Source organism: Mesobacillus jeotgali (genome assembly GCF_014856545.2).
In the GTDB taxonomy this organism is placed as follows: Bacteria; Bacillota; Bacilli; order Bacillales; family Cytobacillaceae; genus Mesobacillus.
Window position 1 is genome coordinate 2,556,846 of sequence record NZ_CP109811.1, and the last position, 21,432, is coordinate 2,578,277.

Below are 21,432 nucleotides of genomic sequence, written 5' to 3' on the forward strand. Positions count from 1 at the left end.
CTCAATAACTAAGTATACTTAAACTAGTGAGACGTAATTAAAAAATTTACGTAAACTTATCAATAAATATATTTAAGTTTTTTCACTAAGTCATTTAAGTGTACTGCATTTAGAATCCATGTAAATATATCTTTATGAAAACCATCATTCCAATTATGGCTTCCAGCGATTTTATCCTTGGCTATATTTGCTTACATTAAGTTATTTAACGTATTATTTTGGCCTAAGGTTCATCATTCTTAAGATCCACTTATACTCCCAGATTCTATATATCACCTATTAGCATTCAATCAGTTTACATAATAAGGTTATGTACTCCTCTTTGAAAGCAAATATAAAAAGCACAGGATTCATCAAGCCTGTGCTTCCGGAGTTTTTTCTTTAGCTGATTTATTAAGATACATTCTTGGCGTACCATAGTAGCCTATTTGATTAAATTCTGGATAGATCGATGAAAACTGCACGTAAATTGGCGCATCAAGCAGCCATGGATAATATGTGAAGAAGCTTCTATCTCCATAAATCATCGCAGTCAATGCTAAATCCAATTCTTTCTTGAAAATCATATATCGGATTCTGGACATATTTAAATCGTATTCGCCGTTGCTAATATAAACCTTTCCATACAGTAAGTATTCACCGTTGATTGTCACCCAGTCGGCCAGTACTTCATCGCGCATTTCATAATTGATGGCCTGGTAGTCATAGACATTCCCGATGGCAAGAAATAATTCTCCAGTAAGGTCAGAATGAGTTAACGTATACTTCCTGCTGTCTATAGGCACAAAAGCCGTTGCTGGTGGAATAAAGGTAACTTTTAGTTGTTCTGGCTTGAATTTGCTCACGTCAGAAGGCTCCTTCCTGATAAAAGAATCCTTTTCCGATAGCTTATGCCAGCTGGGAGAAATACGTGACAATCGCCTATTTCATTGAGAATTCAGGGGTTGACTTCCGCACTCAATAATTTCCATTTTCTGTTTTCATATAACCAGGACGATTCAAGATTGGCAATCCCATCCGCATTATACGCTCCATTTATCCGCTGAATGCCTTTTAGTCCGTAAAGGCCATTTTTGAACTTAACTGGCTCCAATAATCCGAATGGAAGAACCATAAGTTCTGTCGGTTCATTTAATTTTCCATCCTGATATAGCCCGAGCCTTTCATAATCATCTTTCCTGTCGCTTAAATCAAAGCTGTACGACTGGCCTGTTTCTTCGATCGTAATGGAAGCCTTGTATCCATCCTCAAATTGACTGCTGACTGCCAAAGGTTCTGGTACAGTGAGATTGGTAACTTGGAAATCCCTTAAACTATATAAAAAATAATTCGAAAGACCTCCGCTTCCTCCCGTAGGAATACTGATAAATATGTCTTTCACAGAATCGTGATTCAAATCTTTATATATGGTAGCGGGATCGTAGCCACCCTCAAGATCGATTTTATAGATTTCTCCATTGGAAGCTCTGATTTTCAGGAAAATTTTCTTGAGAAACTGGGCACCTTCTTCATAAGGCACGCCTTTCACATAAATTAAATCTTTCTTACCGTCGCCTGTAACATCCACTTTGTCTTCTGAAATCGTCACTGTTTTCTCGTTGGATTCCCCTGCATATACGCCGGCGAAGGCAGTAAACGACATAAAAAAGAATGCACTGAACGTGATTAATAGTTCCCTTTTCATTTTAAATCACCCCGTTAGAGTTAACTTCTCCAGAAATGGTAAAAAAATGCATAAAAAACCCTTCTGACTGAATCAGAAGGGTTAGTCATGATTATTTATTTTTGGACTCTACAGACTTTCGATAATCCCACGACTCAATTCCTGTCAAACCATCGATTGAATCAGCATAGAAAACTGGATCTTTTCCTTGTTTTCGCTGTTCTCTGTAATCCTTTAATGCTGCCATTGCAATCTTCGCTAACAAGGTAATAGCTATAAGATTGATTAGTGCCATGATGCCCATAAAGAGATCTGCCAAATTCCAGACAATGGCTAACTCGACAATTGAACCGAATAAAACCATTCCAATGACAGCAAGGCGATAAATAAACAGTGCTGTAGGACTTTCCTTGATGAATTCAATATTTGTTTCACCATAATAGTAATTGCCGATAATTGAGGTGAATGCAAAAAGGAAAATAGCTCCGCCGACGAATGCTGGTGCCCATGAACCGACATGCACCGTCAATGCTGCCTGTGTTAACTGTATTCCGTCCAAATCAGGGTTCGTATATTCGCCTGACATAATGATGATGAAAGCTGTTGCGGTACAAATCAACAGAGTATCCGTAAAGACGCCTAATGTTTGGATTAGGCCTTGCTTTACTGGATGGGTTACAGCCGCAGTAGCAGCTGCATTTGGCGCACTGCCCATCCCGGCCTCGTTGGAGAATAGTCCTCTCTTGATTCCCATCATCACCGCTGCTCCCATTCCTCCCCCAACTACTTCCTGCAGGCCGAAAGCGTTTTTGACGATTAGCGAGAGCATAGCAGGTATTTCACTGAAGTTCGTAATTACAATAAACAATGCAAGGATTAAATATATTACTGCCATGATTGGCACGATAATTTGAGAGACGAATGCGATTCTTTTAATTCCGCCAAATATGACCGCCGCAGTCATAACTGCCAAGATGACTCCCATCCAAAAGCGGCTGAATCCAAACGCCTGGTCAAAGGCGAGGGAAATGGTATTGGATTGAACAGAACTAAACACCAAACCAAAAGTAAAAACAATAATTATAGCAAATAAGATACCCAGCCATCTCTTATTTAAGCCGCGTTCCATATAATAAGCTGGACCGCCGCGATATTCCGCCTCGTCTTTATCTTTAACCTTATAAATTTGTGCCAGAGTACTTTCGATGAAGCTTGAGGCTGCTCCTATTAACGCAATGATCCACATCCAAAAGACCGCTCCTGGCCCTCCGGCAGAGACGGCTGTCGCAACTCCAGCCAGGTTCCCTGTACCAACCCTTGAAGCTAAGCTGACTGTAAAGGCCTGAAATGATGACCTGCCCCGTTTTCCTTCAGAAGATACGGTCGCTGGATCTTTAAGTACTCTGATCATTTCAGGGAAGTATTTGAATTGAACAAATCTTGTTCTAAACGTAAAATATGTACCCAATATAACTAGTACGGCAATTAAAATATAGCTCCACATATAATTGTTTAATTCGGATATAATGTTGTTGAAAATCTCCATAAAAAACTCCTTTATTATGTACTGGATAAAGTTATTTAAATATAGTTTTTAATGTACCAAAATTGTAATCGCTTTACAATGGTACTTCACTCCCATTATCAGATTTGTCCCAGAAAGACAGAAAGTTACCTACCTATTACCCTGATTATAATAAGAAAAACAAAAAACACAGTAAATTTACTGTGTTTTTTGTTGGAACTGGCATTATTGAGAGTCTTTTGCTTGTTCATTCTCGCTTTTCCAGATCCCTGCAAGCTTTCCAGTTTCACTTTCATCCACAAGGAAGGATCCATTTGTATAACGATCGCTAAACCTTAATTCTGAAGCTTTTATTGAAACAATATGCTGTTTTTCTGAATGGAAGAATAATTCTTCATCGTCCTGGACTGCCTCCATACCAATAATACGGTGAGGATTTGCTTTCAATTCACGCAGCATGACAACACCGCGTTTAGCCCGGGAAGTCTTCTCGAACTCAGACAGCTTCATTTTTTTAACGGCACCACGCTGGGTAGCTATGACAATTGAATGGTTGTTATCAAGGATTTTCCCGCCGACAACATAATCCCCATCCTTCAGGTTCATCCCCTTTACTCCAGCTGCCCTGACCCCAATTGGACTGATTTCTTCTTCGCTGAACCACAGACCATAGCCGAGATATGTTGCGAGGAATAAATCCTTCTCACCATTGGTTACATGTACATCGATGACACGGTCGTCACCTTTTACATTGATTGCGGTAAGCGGCTTGGAGTAACGCTGTGCTTTATAAAGGCTTAATTCAGATTTCTTTACCATGCCATTCCTGGTCACAAATACAAAGAAAGCATTCTGTTCGAAATCCGTGACAGGGACAGCTTTAATGATTTCTTCATCCCGGTCTAACGGCACAAGGTTTGCTACATGCTGGCCAAGGTCTTTCCAGCGGATATCAGGCAGTTCATGTACAGGCAAGTATAGGTAGCTGCCTTTATTTGTGAATAACAGCAAGACATCCTTTGTATTCATATTCAACTGTGATAAAAGCCTATCCGTATCCTTCATCGCAAAATCCTGCCCATTGGAAGCGGCATATGATCTTTGGCTGGTTCGTTTAACGTATCCATCCTTTGTCACAGTTACGATGACATCCTCGCTTGCAATCAGAACTTCAAGGTTAATTTTGATTTCCTCAATCTCTTCCTCGATTTTTGTTCTGCGCTCATCCGAGAAACGCTTTTTGACATCCTTCAGTTCCTTTTTGATGACAGCTAATAGCTTTTTCTCACTGCCAAGGATTGCGGTAAGCTCCTCTACTTTCTTGGCAAGCTCCTCTGCCTCGGCTTGAAGGGCAGTAATATCGGTATTCGTCAGGCGGTATAATTGCAAGGATACAATAGCTTCAGCCTGGACTTCGGTGAATTCAAATTTCTTAATCAAATTATCTTTGGCGTCACGCTTATCTTTTGATGCACGGATTGTTGCGATTACCTGGTCAAGTATCGATAAGGCTTTTATGAGCCCTTCGACGATATGCTGACGGTCACGAGCTTTTTGAAGGTCATATTGCGAACGTTTAGTCACAACATCCTTCTGGTGGTCAATATAAGCATCAAGCAACTCGGCAAGCCCCATTAGTACAGGTCTTTTCTTGTTGATGGCTACCATATTGAAATTATAGGTAATCTGCAAATCGCTGTTCTTGTAGAGGTAATTCAATACCCCATTCGCATCCGCTTCTTTTTTCAGTTCAATTACGACACGGAGCCCTGTGCGGTCGGTTTCATCCCGCACTTCCGAAATGCCTTCTACTTTACGGTCAAGCCGGAATTCATCAATCCGTTTGACTAAATTGGCTTTGTTGATTTCATACGGAATTTCTGTGATGACAATCTGCTGTTTGCCGCCGCGGATGTCTTCGATTTCAGCTTTGCCGCGAACGATGACCTTACCTTTACCGGTTTTATAGGCTTTAGTGATTCCCTCAACACCCTGGATGATTCCTCCTGTCGGGAAATCCGGGGCTTTAATGACTTTCATCAGATCTTCCACAGTACACGCAGGGTTGTCCATCCTCATGATGACCCCATCAATGACTTCCGCCAGGTTATGAGGGGGAATATCAGTCGCATAACCAGCTGATATCCCGGTAGAACCATTGACCAGCAAGTTCGGGAACATCGCAGGCAGTACCGTAGGCTCACTTGATGTGTCATCAAAGTTCGGGATGAATTCAACTGTTCTTTTCTCGATATCCCTTAACAGTTCACCCGCGATGGCTGACAATCTTGCTTCTGTGTAACGCATCGCTGCTGGAGGGTCACCGTCTATGCTTCCGTTGTTACCATGCATTTCGACAAGATAGTTCCGCACTTTCCAATCCTGGCTCATACGGACCATGGCTTCATATACAGAAGAATCACCGTGCGGATGGTAGTTGCCAATTACGTTACCGACAGTCTTGGCTGATTTCCGGAAGCCTTTTTCACTTGTGTTTCCTTCCACGTGCATAGCATACAAAATTCTGCGTTGAACAGGTTTTAGCCCGTCCCTCGCATCAGGGAGTGCACGTTCCTGGATAATATATTTACTATAACGGCCGAAACGGTCGCCTAATACGTCTTCTAATGGGAGGTCACGAAATTTTTCAACTGAACTCATTCGCCAGCAACCTCCTCTGTAACTGAGATATTTTCATTTTCAAGGATGTTTCCATCTTCCTCAAGTCCGAATGCCACATTGGATTCAATCCATTTCCGGCGAGGTTCTACTTTGTCACCCATCAGTGTTGTAACTCTACGCTCAGCTCTCGCCGCATCATCAATTCGGACACGGATCAATGTGCGTGTTTCCGGATCCATGGTCGTTTCCCAGAGCTGATCGGCGTTCATTTCACCGAGACCTTTATAACGCTGGATAATATAGCCTTTGCCGACTTTCTTCATCGCGTCCTTCAACTCTTCGTCGCTCCAGGCATATTCAATCACTTCTTTTTTGCCTGTTCCCTTGCTGACTTTATATAACGGCGGCAGAGCAATGAATACCTTGCCGGCTTCAATCAGCGGCTTCATATATCGGTAAAAGAATGTCAGCAACAGCACCTGGATATGGGCGCCGTCGGTATCGGCATCTGTCATTATGACAATTTTGTCATAGTTGATGTCTTCTACATTGAAGTCAGAACCCACTCCGGCCCCAATGGCATGGATAATCGTATTGATTTCTTCATTTTTAAAAATGTCCTGAAGTTTTGCTTTTTCGGTATTAATAACTTTACCACGCAATGGGAGCACAGCCTGGAATTTCCTGTCGCGGCCTTGTTTGGCAGAACCACCAGCGGAATCTCCCTCTACCAGGTAAAGTTCATTTTTTGCAGGGTTTTTGGATTGTGCTGGCGTCAGTTTGCCAGACAACATTGCATCTGACCTCTTTCTCTTCTTCCCGCTTCTTGCATCCTCGCGCGCTTTTCGGGCAGCTTCACGTGCCTGATAAGCCTTGATGGACTTCCGGATCAGCAATGTACTGATATCAGGATTTTCCTCAAGAAAATAAGATAAATGCTCGGATACCACGGAGTCGACAGCTGATCTAGCTTCGCTTGTCCCGAGCTTTCCCTTTGTCTGGCCTTCAAATTGCAGCAGCTCTTCAGGAATTCGCACGGAGACAATTCCGGCCAATCCTTCCCGAATATCAGCACCTTCAAGGTTTTTGTCCTTCTCCTTTAGCAAGCCAACCTTGCGGGCATATTCATTGAATACCCTCGTCATCGCTGTTTTGGCACCTGCTTCATGTGTACCGCCATCTTTTGTCCGGACATTGTTGACGAATGAGAGCACATTCTCAGAGTACCCATCGTTAAATTGGAAGGCAAACTCAACTTCTATTTGACTGTTGTCACCCTCGAAACTGACAACTGGATGCATCACATCTTTTTCTTCGTTCAGATATTCAACAAACGCCTGGATTCCAGTCTCAAAATGGAAGACATCCTTCACATCATTGCGTTCATCAACTAACTCTATTTTCAAACCTTTTAACAAAAAGGCAGACTCTCTAAGACGCTCAGAGAGGGTATCGTAGTTATATGTTAATGTGGAGAAAATTTCAGGGTCTGGTTTAAAGTGGATTGTCGTGCCAGACTGGTTGGTTTTTCCGATCTTTTCGAGCGTCGTCACTGGTTTGCCGCCATTTTCAAAACGCTGTTCATAGACGAAGCCATCACGTTTTATGGTTACAACTAGCCATTCTGATAATGCGTTTACAACGGAGGCACCTACACCATGAAGGCCGCCGCTCGTTTTATATCCACCCTGCCCAAATTTACCGCCTGCGTGCAGGACAGTTAGGATAACCTCCGGAGTCGGTTTTCCAAGCTTGTGCATTCCTGTAGGCATGCCTCGGCCTTTATCCTGGACACTGACTGAATTATCTTTATGGATTTTGACAATGATCTGATTACCGTAGCCGCCAAGTGCTTCGTCTACAGAGTTATCAACGATTTCATATACGAGGTGATGAAGCCCTCGTGTATCCGTGCTGCCGATATACATACCCGGCCTTTTGCGCACCGCTTCAAGGCCTTCAAGCACCTGTATGGCATCATCATTATAATCAAAAGCTTGCTGATTTCTTGCCACAAACATACCCCTTTCATTTCTTGCAAACAACATTGACGGTTTTTATGTATAGTGTCAATGAATTCGTTAAGTATTCGTCTTTTTTAATAAGGCTGTTTTCGTATTGATGGTTGCTTTTCGTATAAAATGTCTATTCCGCGCGTATTTTAGGCTTCTTAACTTTATTCTTTGTTTTCTAAAATGGAGAAAGACATTGGACTCATACAAACCCATAACCTGTTTTCTTTAGCATGTGAAACAACACGTTAACGAAAAGAGCCTTTGAAAAAGGAGAAAGTTCTTATCTTCTTTTTCAGCATCAGAACAATTGTTCTCTTAGTTATTTTACCATAAGAATGGCGTCTATGCTTAATTGTAGCGATTAATTGGGATTTGGCAAACGGATTTCAAGAATTAATTGGAATTTTGTCATAAAAAATCGGTTATTTGGGGACTTATGTGAAGCTTTCATGTCATTTTTTTGCTTATATAAGCTCCCATAGAGAAGTAAATCTCCTTCACCCTTCCACAATCACAGTCCTTTTAAACTCCCAGAGATTTCCGCCGTTAATTTTTCAATTGTACTGCAACATAAGAACAAATACATTTTACGGAGGCCTTTTATTTATGAGAAGAACGAAGGTGTTCATTCTTGGATTGTCATTCATCCTTCTTCTGGCCCTTACTGCCGGCGGGGTGTTCAGGATCGACGATAGTCAAACAGGGCATGGAGCACGAACCCAATCCTCGGGACAGCAAATTATGTTGACAGAGTCTATGGCAAAAGTTAATAACGTGAAGATGGGTGAGGAAGTCAAGAATCAACTCGATACACAAGAAGAAGTTACACTAATTTTTCATAACAAAAAGGATACAAGCCACTATTATGACCATGAAGCAACAGTTGACTTTGTCAACGAACCCAGTGCAGAGGAATTAGACGAAATTACACGTGATATTAAAGGCTGGGTAATCAAGCATTTGAACTCAATTTATATTTTCAGGTCAACGGTGATGGAAACGCCTGAAATGATTCAGTACTTTAACCAGAGAAAAAACATTGAATATGCTGAGCCCAATTTTATCTTGATGCAAAATGAAGTGAACGGTCCCAATGACCTGCTCTACCAGGAAAAATATCAATGGAATTTGCCAGTCATAGGTACTGAACAAGGTTGGAAGGTAACTCGCGGAAATGAAGATATTGAAATAGCGATCGTCGATACAGGTGTTGATTTGGACCATCCAGATTTAAGGAACCGCCTTGTTAAAGGCTATAACGTGATTGATGAAAAATCTGAACCGGATGATGACAACGGGCATGGAACCCATGTAGCAGGAATAATTGCTTCAGAAACGAACAATAACGAAGGTGTGGCCGGCATGACTTGGTTCAGTAAAATCATGCCCATAAAAGCAATGGGAGCAAAAGGCTATGGCACAACATTCGATATCGCTAAAGGGATCGTCTGGGCTGTCGACCATGGCGCGGATGTCATCAATCTTAGCCTCGGCAATTACCAGCCTTCAAAAGTTCTTGAAGAATCTGTACGTTATGCCTATAAGAAAAATGTGGTCATGGTTTCTGCAGCTGGCAATGATGGTTCAGACCAGCCGACATACCCTTCTGCATATCCAGAAGTATTGAGTGTCTCTGCCGTAGATTATAATGGGAACAAAGCAAGCTTTTCAAACTACGGGGACTATATTGATATTGCCGCTCCGGGTGTTTATATTCCCAGCACTTATTTTAACCATCAATATGCAGCCCTTTCCGGGACATCAATGGCTGCACCGCATGTCGCTGGCCTTGCTGCTTTAATTAAATCTGCCAACCCAGACTTAAGCAGCTCTCAAGTGACTAGGATCATAAAGAATTCCGCGATCGATCTTGGGGAGCAAGGGAAAGATCGTAACTATGGCAATGGCTTAATCGATGTGAATTCAGCCCTGCAGGAAGCGGGCAGAGAAAAACCAAGCCTCAGCAAACGAGAGAAGTCGCTGTTTGACTGGCTCAGATAATACTTAGTTCATAAAGCAAAAGCCGCCATTAATTTTGGCGGCTTGTTGCTGTCAAATCAGATTATAGAGTTGTTCATCAACCTGTTCTAGCAGCGGACTTAGTCTTCCTTTAGAAAGGACATACAGCTCATGCATGGCCCTTGTACAGGCGGTATATAACAACTTCCTTTCTTCAGCCCTGGTATAGGAAGATGAATCATAGATGATCACAGCGTCGAATTCAATCCCTTTTGCCAGGTATGTCGGTACAACATTGACACCATTCTCAAACGTCAATGTGCCTTTTTCAATCAATCTTGCATCATACACTTTTTTGACTTCATCGAAAGCTGCTTTGCTCTCTCTGGCAGTTTTGCAAATAACCGCGATATTTTTATGTCCGGATTTCTGTAAATTGGAAATAATTTCATTTGTCTTAAGAATATGATCGCTGTCTTCACGGCTTTGAACGATAACCGGCTTTGGCCCCGTACGATTGAAAGGTTCAATCATATCTCCGCCCTCGATAAATTGGCGGGTAAAATCAACAATTTGTTTCGTTGATCGGTATGTCTTCGTAAGCCTGTAAACTTCCTTTTCCCCAAATTCAAGGGCCGATTCCGCAAGAATAGTGGGTGCGCCTGTTGGTCCCGAGTAAATCGCCTGGTTAATATCCCCTAACAAAGTCATCTTGCTGTATGGAAACAGCATTTTTATATAAGCAAACTGGAAAGGGGTGTAATCCTGTGCTTCATCAATGAACACGTGGCGTATCGAAGTATTTGATTTCCTTCCTTCAATCAAGTCTTGAAGGTACAGAAAAGGAGTCGCGTCTTCATATGCTATATATCTATTTTCCAAATTACTGATGGCTTGTTCACAAGAGACACTCCAATTTTTAGGCATTGAGGCAGTTTTCAGCTGTTCATCCTTGAAGAAATTCATGTAAATAGCTCTGATATTAATGAATTTCAATTTTTTTACCGCATTGAACAATGGCTTGAAACGTCTTTTGACTACCAAGTCTGACAGCCACCGCTGCTCACGATCATAATCGTGGAAGGTATCATGAGATCCTCCCTGTTTTTGCTGACTTTGTTTGAAGGCCTCCAAATAATCTTCCTTTTCAAGGAATTGAATCTCTTTTTCCACCCATTCCTGGGACAATTCGGCTTTTGCTTTTTTCTTAAGTTCTTTTAGCAGCCATTCCTTAACAAGCTGAACTCTATTCGGAATTGAGATATTGCTGTCGAGTGAGTCATAGTAAGCAGCTATATCCTTCTTAGATATGATCGCCCGTTTATTTAGCCCTAAAGTCTTAAAAACAAGTGTCCCCCTGGCAAGCTTCCCGGTGTACTGGTCCAATAATTCTTTAAATTCCAAACTTGCCTTAAAGCGGATGCTTTCAATCCTGTCAAAATAACTTTCATTTTTTTCTGCTTCAAGAAGGAATTCCATCTGCTCAAAAGAATCTTCAAGTTGATAGTCCGAGCCAAAACGATTGGAAAGATATTCCTGGAAGGTAGCCTGCTGCATATTTTCCTCGCCAAGCTCGGGCAATACCGTTGCAACATAGCTATTGAAAAGCGGATTTGGTGAGAATAACATAATATTTTCTGATGTAATGATATTCCTGTACTTGTATAGTAAATAAGCAACCCGCTGCATGGCTGCAGAAGTTTTGCCGCTCCCGGCCACACCCTGGACAATAACAAGGCTGCTTGAGTCATTGCGGATGATTTGGTTCTGTTCCTTCTGGATCGTTGCCACAATCGTTTTCATCTGAGTATCGGCATTATTGCCCAGGACTTCCTGAAGCATTTCGTCACCAATTGTTACCCCGGTTTCAAACATTGCTTTGATTTTGCCGCCTTTAATAACGAACTGGCGTTTTAACTCCATTGATCCTTCAATAATTTCTGTTTCTGTTTTATATTGTGCAGGGCCGGGGGAATAGTCGTAATAAAGACCCGAAATCGGCGCTCTCCAGTCATAGATCAGGAAGTTTTCTTCCTTTTCATCCATTAGGGTTGCAATCCCCAAGTATATTCTCTCAGATTCGTTTTCCCCATCTTCTTTAAAATCGACTCTGCCGAAGTAAGGAGAAAACCTTAGGCGTGATAATGTTTGCAGCTGCTTGATCATTTGAGATTGTGTCCGCTCACGTTCTGATAAGAGTGCGGCCTGCTGCTTAATACTCGTGAAAGTTTCCGCTACATCATCAGCTTCATCGAAGTTAACCGTAACATCCTCCCAGAAGGTTTTTCTGATTTGAAGAGCATCTGAGCCTACATCACTTGAACTCTCATTCCATTTTTCTGCTTTTTTATCAATTTCCACAATAATGGAATCAACACGTCCCTGTTCCATTTCTAAATCTTTAAGCTGCTTCTCTTCCACAAAAATCACTCCCAAACTCAAAGCTCTTATACTTGACTGCCACTTTAATTTGTGTTATTGTTATATTAGAATCCTTATGCATGCAACACTTTGTTTAATTACTGCCAACTTTCATTTTACTATGTACATATCTTTATTACAAATATCTACAACTAAAACCACCTTAAGGGTGCTTTTTTATTTTTTACATAAGTTTTAATTATATTTATTCTCTTACCAACCTTTTTAAACATAAAAACCGCGTGCTGCAAAATCAGCACGCGGTTTTTATGTTTATTTATTATTCGCTTATTTGCTTAGTTTGATTACGGATGCGATATTTGCTGCAATTCTTTCGACATATGTGTGAGCGTTTTTAAATGCATCATCCAAAGAAATAACACCTGGTACTATGCTGAACACAGCGTCGATCCCATGCTCGTGGACAACCTCACTGTCCGAGGCTACATTTCCTGCGATGGCAATGACAGGTACATTGTGCCGTTTCGCTGTCTTGGCCACGCCAATAGGAGTTTTCCCGAAAATTGTCTGTCCATCAATCTTGCCTTCACCAGTAATGACAAAATCGGCATCTGCCAACTGAGTTTCAAGACTGGTGGCCTCAAGTACAATGTCAACTCCTCTTTTTAACTCGGCTGACAGGAATGCCATCAACCCGCCGCCAAGTCCCCCTGCAGCTCCGGCTCCTGAAACATGTTCGATATCCTTGCCAAGGTCGGTACGGATGATTTCAGCGAAATGGTGAAGGTTGTTGTCCAATACTTCAACCATCTCAGGTATTGCACCTTTTTGGGGTCCAAATATATGTGATGCGCCGCTCAAGCCTGTTAACGGATTATCGACGTCGCAGGCAACATCGATTTTTACTGTTTCCAATCGCTTATCAATTCCATCCATATTAACTGAGGCAAGAGAATCTAAAGCTCCTCCACCCTCGCCAATTTCATTTCCATCCGAATCCAGAAGCATGATTCCAAGGGCTCTTGCCATGCCGGCACCGCCATCATTAGTGGCACTTCCGCCAATTCCAATGATGATATGTTCAACACCATAATCCAGAGCCGCAGCAATCAATTCGCCTGTTCCCCGGGTCGTAGTAACCAGCGGGTTTCGTTCTCCGGGAGGCACAAGATGGAGTCCTGAGGCCGCGGCCATCTCTATGACTGCGGTCTTTTCGTCACCGGATATACCAAAAAACGCATCAACCGGAGTACCGAGCGGTCCTGTTACTGTTTTCGTGATTATTTTCCCGCAAGTAGCGTCTACAAGGGATTGAACAGTTCCCTCGCCTCCGTCTGCCATAGGTACTTTTACGAAACTTGCTTCAGGAAGAATTTTTTTCATTCCATTCTCGATCGCTTGGGCAGCCTCAAGCGCTGTAAGGCTCTCTTTAAAAGAATCTGGCGCAATAACGATTTTCATGCTCGTTTCTCCTCTCATCATATACGGAGTATCAATACACTTGATATGAAAGGCCGGGATTTCTTTGAAAATCCAGACCAATTTTATTTATCCGAAAAACTTGAAGATGCCAAAGATTAGTGTCGATACGATCGCCAGTGTTAAACCGACTGCTGTTTCGTAAGGAATCAACTTTAATCGTTCCTTGATTTCCATGTTGACACTTCCGCCAGTTGCATGGAAGAAGCTTCCGTGTGGCAGGTGGTCAAGCACAGTTGCACCAGCGTGAACCATGGCAGCACCGGCTAAAGCAGTGACACCCATTTCCAAAATGGTTGTTCCGAACACCTGGGAAGCAACTGCTGTTCCCGCAGTTGTTGAAGCAGTAGCAGCGGACATGAAAATACCCGATACTGGCGCCAGGACGAATGCTGGAAGACCAAGTGCATCCAGGCTGTTAATCAAAACGTCCTTTAACCCAGAATTAGCGATGATTCCCGCAAGTGTACCTGTACCAAGGAGCATAATAGCTACACCTGACATTTTACCGAGACCAGCAACCGCATAGTCATTGATATGCCTGATTCGGCCCATGGCAAGTGCTCCGGCGATTCCCCCTGCAGGCAGGGCGATCATAGGGTCGATGTTAATATCAAACAAAGGTCTCAGAGCAAGCAGAATGATTGTTACTAATGGTGCGACAATCGCTGGGACTACTGCCGGAAGTTTCCCTTTAACTGTTGTTTCACTTTCTTGAGCTGTAACGATAGAGCCTTTATTCACTAGCTTCTTTGCTAAAAGATACGTTACGGTCAATCCGAAAACAGCAGGAATGATTCCAGCAGCCATCACAGAAGTCAATGGGATTTGGAACGCATCCGCTGCAGCTATTGCATTGGGATTCGGTGACATAATATTTCCAGCCTTACCGCCGCCAATCATCGCAAGCAGGATAGCTGTTTTGGAAATACCCGCTTTATTGGCAATTGCCAATGCGATAGGCGCAACAGTGATAACCGCAACATCAACAAATACCCCAACAGTAGTCAAAATCATTGTCGCGATGGCCAATGCAAGCAACGCTCGTGTCTCCCCGACCTTCTTAACAATTGTTTCGGCGATGACCGCTGCAGCACCTGATTCGATCAGGACACCCGCAAGCACACCGGCAGCAAGGATTCTTAACACAGCAGGAATGATTCCCTTCGCCCCTTCCATCATTAAGGCAACTGTGTTTGTGACATCAACACCGCCTACAAGACCTCCGACCAGGGCACCGGTGATCATTCCATATGCTGGTGAAACTTTCTTTAAAATAAGGAAGATAGCTACTACTAGTGCTACAACAGCGCCGAAAGCGCTTACTTGAATATCCACGGTGATTCCTCCTCAAAACATTTTGTAACCCAATTGTAAGCGCTATCTATATTTATTACATTAGTCAAACCATCAAAAAAAGACCTGTAATAGAACAGATCTTTTGTGCATTTGCACAATTCATTCCAGCTCATTAATAAGAAACGACAAATACAGGTGAAGCAGATCAGTCGTTTTACGTGGATCCTTTCCTGTTATTTCCGTGATTTTATCAAGGCGGTATCGAAGCGTGTTCCTGTGAACAAATAACTTCTGTGAAGCTTTATTCATGTCGCTGTTTGTTTCGATGAGTGCCCTTAAAGATTCAGTCAGCTCCCCCTTTAAATCCTTTTCTTTTAAATTTTTATAGAACGGCTGCAACTCTTCCGTCAGACCTTTTTCAGCAGCACTTAAAAGAAATACTGGGAGGTAATAATCTTCATACAAGTAAATCCCATGCTGGGGGATCAATTTCAACCCTGAATTCAGTGTGAGGACCGCCTCCCTGTAGGAATCTTTGATCCCTGATAATCCTTCATGGTATTGACCAACACCGATTTTCACTTGAATATTATCATTCTCTTTCAAACCTTTAAGCCATGCTTCTGTTATTTTTCTAATGTAATGATCTATATCGTCTCGAGGAACCACTTTTAAAACAACGATATTGTCATGCTGCATCAAAATTAAATCATCTTTTTGCAGCCGGCTTTTTAAATAGCCAAATGTTTTCTTTCTGTCAGAAGTCATAATGACAATCGCTGTCCTCGCTAATTCAAAATCAATACCCAGGCGCATCGCTCTTTCAAGAAAAAGCGAGTCATGCTTGCCTTCAGAATGGATGATTTGGCTAACGAGCTCCTCTTTCAGTCTTTCATCCCATTGGATTTCATTCATCAAAACCGCTTGCTGAAGGCTAAGCTCAGCAGCCATACGAACGAGTTCACCGAAACTCCTTATTTCATCCGGGGAACCAGTTATACCAATAACACCCATGATTTTGCCATCGAAAAAGATGGGCAGGTTTATTCCTGGACGGACTCCATGGAGCCTTATTGCCTCCTCTTCGGTTATTTCAAAACCCGTGCCTTGTTTGATTACGATGACCGCGCCCTCATGGACATCATCTATTCTCTTTGGGTCACCTGATCCAATGATTACGCCCTGGTTATCCATTATATTGATATTCTTTCCGATGATCCCCATCGTCCTGTCTACGATTTCTTGAGCCAGCTCTTTGTTTAATAACTCCATCTCAAAATCCCTGCCTTGCAAAAATTATACTGCCTTTTATTATGGCTGATATCTTGCCGAAACAAAAGTAAAGCGTGAGAACCTAAGTCCTCACGCCCATATTATTTCGTTAAAGCATGCTCTACCTTAATGCATCTGTCCATGATCACGGTATACCCTTTTTCTCTTAGGAAGTTATAGGCCTCCACGTCTTCAAGACCTAGCTGCGCCCAGTAAACATCCGCATCGATTTCGGCGAACTCTTCTGCAACCTCCATCAAATACTCTGACCGGCGGAACACATTGACAATATCCACGTGTCCTTCGATTTCTTTAAGCGTTTTAACAGCTTTAACTCCAAGAACCTCATCAACAGTAGGATTGACAGGGATGATTTCATAGCCTGCTGCCTGCATTGCCTGTGACACCATATAGGAAGTCCGCTGTGGATTATCGCTCAATCCAACAACTGCAATCCTTTTTGCCTTCTTAAGGATTTGGCCTATTTCTTCGCGGCTTGGATTTTTAATTGCCATATTATATCACTCCTAAGGAATTAATTTGATCCTAACCTTTATTTTATCGTACTATTCTTCAGTCTCAAATCAACTTGCCTTATCAATTCTCTTTTCCTGGTGTAGTGTGAACTGGTCCACGGCTACAGCAATCAGCGTGCCAAGAATTAAACCATTATTAAGGATTGAAACCAGGACAGGCGGGATATTGCGAAAAGCCTCGCCCGGAATGAACATTGCCCCTACACCGGCCAGAAGGGAGGTCCCAATAACGACCCGAATCCTTTTTTTATCGTTCTCACGATCAAATTCCGAGAATGCGATCCCGGCCATATTTACAAATATAACGAAAGTAACGGAGTAACCTACAGGTGCAGGGAGTGCCGCAAACAAGGACATTACATGTGGCAGCATGCTTGCAAGGACGATCAACAATGAACTTATGATAAAAGGCAGGATCCTTGTAATACCAGTAGTAGAAATAAATCCTGCTGCCCCAGAGATTGGAACAGACCCAATCGCCGAGAACACTCCTCCAAGCAGCTGATTGATTCCGGCTGTAAAACCGCTGGCACGATAGCGGAAATCATTAATGTCTGACCCCATATCTTTTAAAACTTGTCCGGTAACCCTTATGCTAGCTAACATATTGGTGATCAACAGGAACGTTATAAAAATAGAAGTTACAATTAAACCGGAATCGAAAACAGGCCTGCCGAATGCGAAAACTTCCGGAAGTGCGATCGTTGCTCCAGTGTATCGTTCGTATGCATTTCCTAGGTCAAAAATTTCAAAAAGCGCCCATCCAGCGCCCAAGCTGATCAAAATGGCATATTGGCTGATCCACTTAATATGATGCCTTGTCAGATAGAATGTGATCCCAACCAGAGTAAAGCTGAAGAACGCAATCTGAAGACTGACTTCGCTTTGTCCTCCGCCAAGACCTGCCATTCCATTCAGGAAGGATCCGCTGAGCTGCATGACAAGCAATAGTAAGTATATTCCGCTGACTACAGGTGTGAATAACACAGCCAGTCTATCGATAAGTTTAAATAAACTTAATAGGAAGAATACAATACCGCTGATAATCATGGCTCCTTCTAAAGCCTGCAGCGTTTCCATGCTGGAGGCAAACAGTGTCGTGCTCAATCCTGCATATATAGTAAAAACACCCCACCATAGTCCGGCAGGCCCCTCATTAATTGGCATACGATGCCCGAACAAGGCCTGCAGCAGACTTGAAATGCCCAAAACAAACATTGTCCTTTGAACAAGTCCTGTCGTCTCTAAATCATTCAATTGAAATAAATCAGCTATCGCAATCGGTGCAACGATTGAACCAGCAATGATAAACGCCATCCACTGTATGGCTGATAATAATGTTTTCATATGATTCCCCATCTTCTTAGCATAATAGTAAATAGTGCAATTATATGAATTCTAATACAAACAATGAATCATTTTCATTCATCTTTAATAATATCGTCTATAAGGATAATGTAAATGAGAATGATTTTTTAAACCATTAAAAAGGACATCCACGCAGGATGCCCTTTATGTTAATAGCTTGTAAACCATAGTATTCTTTGAATCCAATAGATTATATATTTAAATGGCGTCATCTTATCCTTATTTTCTTCATAATCCAGTGTATATTTCACCCGATCGTCATTCCAGATTCTATTGAAATAATGATCAACATCTTTGATGACTTGAGTATCAGAGCCCGCCGCTATCTTGATGTTGGTTTCAAGGTTTAAATCATCGAGATTCCGTCGTGTAAAGTTGGCGGACCCTCCGAGTATCACACTGTTATTTCCACGGTCAAAAAAAATCATTTTGGTATGATATTGCTCCTGGCCAGCATTGTACCATTTAATCTTGATATTATCGCTGCCAAATTTCATTATTTCTTCTGATACCGGAATGTTGGGCAAACCTGATTTCTGGTTGCCAAATGCATTGGTATTAGGATCAAGTATAATATTGATTTTCGCTCCCCGATCTGCGGCCTTGTCAATCTCGTCGATGACCTTCCTTTCGGCAAGGTAGAACATGCCTATCCAAATATGATCGCCTTTCCCCGTATTTTTCAACTCGTTCAGGAGATGCTTGAGGATTTTCCCTTCCGTTAAAATCTGGACCTTAATATCCCCTTTTTCTTTTACAGGTTTGTATTCAGGGAGGTCGCCGCCTCCTGAGAAGTCAATTACTGCCTGCTCAGACTCCAAAATGTCTCCTATGATATTTCCGCTCGTTTCAAAGGCGATATTGGAGTGGAAGCCGCTTGCATCATGCGGGTTCGCAGATGCCACGATCGCTGTCTTTTCAGTGACGAACACCTTCCTGTGATTAGCTTTCAGGTTCAGCAGTTCAAGATAGGAGCGGAGCGTTACGTCAGGTGCATTCTTTGCCATCGGGTTTGGAATCCAGCCTTCCCCCGATTGTCCAAACCACTGGAGAAACACACGCCAAAAAGCCGTATATAATGGATTGGAATCCCGTAAAGGATCCAGATTGGTGAAAATAACCTTTATGTCATTTTCCCGAAGTTCCTTTAAAATACCGGATTTATGGGATCCATAGGTCAAATTAATTTCATCGGTTATGAACACAATCTTAAGGTCTTTATGCTTTTTCTTCTGGGCTATAAGTTTATCTCCAATAGATTCGCTTATCTCCGGATAGCCCATGTCCTCCTTGTAATAGCCATTGAATAAAAACATATCCAGGACAATGAACTCTTCCGCTTCTTCAATCCTTTTAATAATCGTATCGAATATTTCATGCTCGTACTTTTTTTCCCCATCCATCCCCTTGTAGGTTAGATCAGATAAAAAGCGGACATCCTTGACGTGGTGGACTTTCCCTTCATAGGATAAACCTTCAGGCAGGTCCTTATTTGTTTGGTAGACAGCCGTAGTGATAAGAATTATTGCAAGGATCATAAATAACAATAAGGGTTTTCTTTTAAATACATTTTTCCCGATCCTCATTTAGAAGGGCTCCTTAATATCATAGATATACTTACTTATTCACTTATTCAGCTAGTTATAAACTTAGCCAGCAAGAACTTCAGCCATTAATGAACAAAACAGTTTTTGTTCAAGATTTGCATGGAGTTTTTAAGAGAACATGGTAAAATAAAAGAACCTTAAAATCTTAAAAGGAGAAAATTTCATGGCATTAAACGCAATCATCATTATTCTAGCTTACTTGCTGGGATCAATACCCTCTGGTCTCATTATCGGAAAAGTGTTTTATGGCAAAGACATCCGTGAACATGGGAGCGGGAATTTAGGCGGTACAAATACATTCCGGACGCTGGGAGTGAAAGCTGGTTTAGTCGTAAGTATAGCAGATGTCTTGAAAGGGACTCTTGCAGCTAGTCTGCCTTTGCTGCTGAATGCTGATCTCCATATGCTTTTGGTAGGGGTCTTTGCTGTAATCGGCCATATGTACCCTGTTTTCGCTGGATTCCGTGGAGGTAAAGCGGTCGCTACTTCCGGTGGGGTTTTACTGGCATATATACCGGTACTGTTCTTATTCATGCTCATTATTTTTTTCATCAGCTTGTACATAACAAAGTATGTTTCCCTATCATCGATTCTAACCGGTATAGCCGCATTCATTTATTCGCTGTTTACCCAGGATCTCCCTTTGATCATAGTTGTCGCTGTCCTGGCCAGCTTTGTCATTTACAGGCATCGTGCTAATCTCGAGAGAATTCGCAATAAAACTGAGCCGAAAATCAAGTGGCTTTAAAACTTTAGGGAATAAAAATACAGGCCGGCAAACCCATTTAATTTGGTTTGCCGGCTTTTTATTTTCGGACGATTCCAAAGGCCTTCAATGCCTGTCCAAGATTGTTATACATTTTTACATTCTCAAAATTGATGCCAAGAGTAACCACTGAATGAGCCAGTTCTGGCCTCATTCCTGTCAGGTTCACGTCAACTCCTGTCAGTTTAAGACTGTCAATAATTTTAAATAGTTCCTGAGCAACCATCGTATCTACTATGAATACGCCGGACAGGTCTATTATCAGGCAATCTACTTCGTTATCCTTTGTTTCTTTAAGCGTGTGTTCCATCAGGATCCTTGCTCTGTGTGTATCTATATCACCAATGATTGGCAGGACGGCCACCCCGTCAACAATAGAAATAACAGGAGTGCTCAGCTCATCAATGACCTCCTGCTGTGCCCGAAGCCGCTTATTGGCCTGTCCAGTATATGAATTTGTGAAAATGAGAATCAGACCGTCAATGAACTCATTTATAAGATTACCCACCCTCAAGCTTTCTCCTGCATTAAGAGTTTTATTTTTATCAGCCATTTCCGAGAGTTCCTCCCATAATGCACTGCGAATACTATTAAAATGCTGAATGGATTGACTGAGAGAGAGTCCCAAGCGCACTTTTTCTTCACTCAGCCATTTCCCCCAAACCTTGATCTTTTCGTCGTCTGATTCCCCGATTAAATGACTTTCAAGCAAATGGATTAATTCCCTTAGTTGTTCTTTATATAAATTAAGTTTGGTTTGGCTGGTTAATTTAATGAATGCTTCAGGCTGATAATCATCGATTGAATCCAATATATTGATCAGAATTTTTTCTTCTCTGTCAATTAGAAATTCTTTAAATAACTGAATCGCTTTATCCATCTCATAACTCCTTTTGAACAGTAAGTTCTGTATAAAATATTTTTTGTTCTTTATAAAAA

General features: G+C 42.0%; 15 protein-coding genes. 2 read left to right on the top strand and 13 right to left on the bottom strand.

Annotated elements, in window-relative coordinates; translation table 11 throughout:
* Positions 1-353: 353 nt before the first annotated feature.
* The 5 genes from FOF60_RS13035 to parE form a co-directional block, all read right to left on the bottom strand.
* Positions 354-845: a staygreen family protein gene (locus tag FOF60_RS13035; RefSeq protein WP_192472329.1), complete on the bottom strand. Its 492-nt coding sequence runs from the start codon at positions 843-845 to the stop codon at positions 354-356.
* Between the two features lie 92 nt (positions 846-937).
* The gene (locus FOF60_RS13040; RefSeq protein WP_192472330.1) at positions 938-1,684 is read right to left on the bottom strand and encodes a hypothetical protein; all 747 of its coding nucleotides are present in this window, start codon (positions 1,682-1,684) and stop codon (positions 938-940) included.
* A gap of 91 nt (positions 1,685-1,775) precedes the next feature.
* Positions 1,776-3,209, bottom strand: coding sequence for an alanine/glycine:cation symporter family protein (locus tag FOF60_RS13045; RefSeq protein WP_192472331.1), 1,434 nt, complete (start codon positions 3,207-3,209; stop codon positions 1,776-1,778).
* Between the two features lie 204 nt (positions 3,210-3,413).
* On the bottom strand, positions 3,414-5,849 hold the full coding sequence (parC, locus tag FOF60_RS13050; RefSeq protein WP_192472332.1) for a DNA topoisomerase IV subunit A: 2,436 nt from the start codon (positions 5,847-5,849) through the stop codon (positions 3,414-3,416).
* Positions 5,846-7,825: a DNA topoisomerase IV subunit B gene (gene parE, locus FOF60_RS13055; RefSeq protein WP_192472333.1), complete on the bottom strand. Its 1,980-nt coding sequence runs from the start codon at positions 7,823-7,825 to the stop codon at positions 5,846-5,848. The genes parC and parE overlap by 4 nt, the downstream gene beginning before the upstream one ends.
* A 606-nt stretch (positions 7,826-8,431) precedes the next feature.
* Here parE and FOF60_RS13060 point away from each other — a divergent pair.
* On the top strand, positions 8,432-9,826 hold the full coding sequence (locus FOF60_RS13060) for a S8 family peptidase (RefSeq protein WP_192472334.1): 1,395 nt from the start codon (positions 8,432-8,434) through the stop codon (positions 9,824-9,826).
* Between the two features lie 51 nt (positions 9,827-9,877).
* On the opposite strand, the gene helD is transcribed toward FOF60_RS13060, so the two are convergent.
* The 7 genes from helD to FOF60_RS13095 all read right to left on the bottom strand — a co-directional run bounded on the left by helD (position 9,878) and on the right by FOF60_RS13095 (position 19,706).
* Positions 9,878-12,205 (bottom strand): RNA polymerase recycling motor HelD, encoded by a 2,328-nt coding sequence (gene helD, locus FOF60_RS13065; protein ID WP_319801526.1) that lies wholly within the window; start codon positions 12,203-12,205, stop codon positions 9,878-9,880.
* 288 nt (positions 12,206-12,493) lie between these two features.
* Positions 12,494-13,627 carry a glycerate kinase gene (locus FOF60_RS13070; protein WP_192472335.1) on the bottom strand — a complete coding sequence of 378 codons (1,134 nt, stop codon included), beginning with the start codon at positions 13,625-13,627 and terminating at the stop codon, positions 12,494-12,496.
* Between the two features lie 87 nt (positions 13,628-13,714).
* A complete protein-coding gene (locus FOF60_RS13075; RefSeq protein WP_192472336.1) occupies positions 13,715-14,983 on the bottom strand; it encodes a GntP family permease in 1,269 nt (422 codons plus the stop codon).
* 120 nt (positions 14,984-15,103) lie between these two features.
* Complete coding sequence (locus tag FOF60_RS13080) at positions 15,104-16,216, bottom strand: sugar diacid recognition domain-containing protein (protein WP_192472337.1); 1,113 nt, start codon at positions 16,214-16,216, stop codon at positions 15,104-15,106.
* Between the two features lie 101 nt (positions 16,217-16,317).
* A complete protein-coding gene (locus tag FOF60_RS13085; protein ID WP_192472338.1) occupies positions 16,318-16,731 on the bottom strand; it encodes a CoA-binding protein in 414 nt (137 codons plus the stop codon).
* A 69-nt stretch (positions 16,732-16,800) separates the two neighbouring features.
* On the bottom strand, positions 16,801-18,099 hold the full coding sequence (locus tag FOF60_RS13090; protein WP_192472339.1) for a purine/pyrimidine permease: 1,299 nt from the start codon (positions 18,097-18,099) through the stop codon (positions 16,801-16,803).
* Positions 18,100-18,269: 170 nt separating this feature from the next.
* Positions 18,270-19,706, bottom strand: coding sequence for a phospholipase D family protein (locus tag FOF60_RS13095; protein ID WP_192472340.1), 1,437 nt, complete (start codon positions 19,704-19,706; stop codon positions 18,270-18,272).
* A 184-nt stretch (positions 19,707-19,890) separates the two neighbouring features.
* On the opposite strand from FOF60_RS13095, the gene plsY reads away from it, so the two are divergent.
* Positions 19,891-20,475 (top strand): glycerol-3-phosphate 1-O-acyltransferase PlsY, encoded by a 585-nt coding sequence (plsY, locus tag FOF60_RS13100; RefSeq protein ID WP_192472341.1) that lies wholly within the window; start codon positions 19,891-19,893, stop codon positions 20,473-20,475.
* A gap of 58 nt (positions 20,476-20,533) precedes the next feature.
* Here plsY and FOF60_RS13105 read toward each other — a convergent pair whose 3' ends face one another.
* Positions 20,534-21,373, bottom strand: coding sequence for an STAS domain-containing protein (locus FOF60_RS13105; protein ID WP_192472342.1), 840 nt, complete (start codon positions 21,371-21,373; stop codon positions 20,534-20,536).
* Positions 21,374-21,432 lie beyond the last annotated feature (59 nt).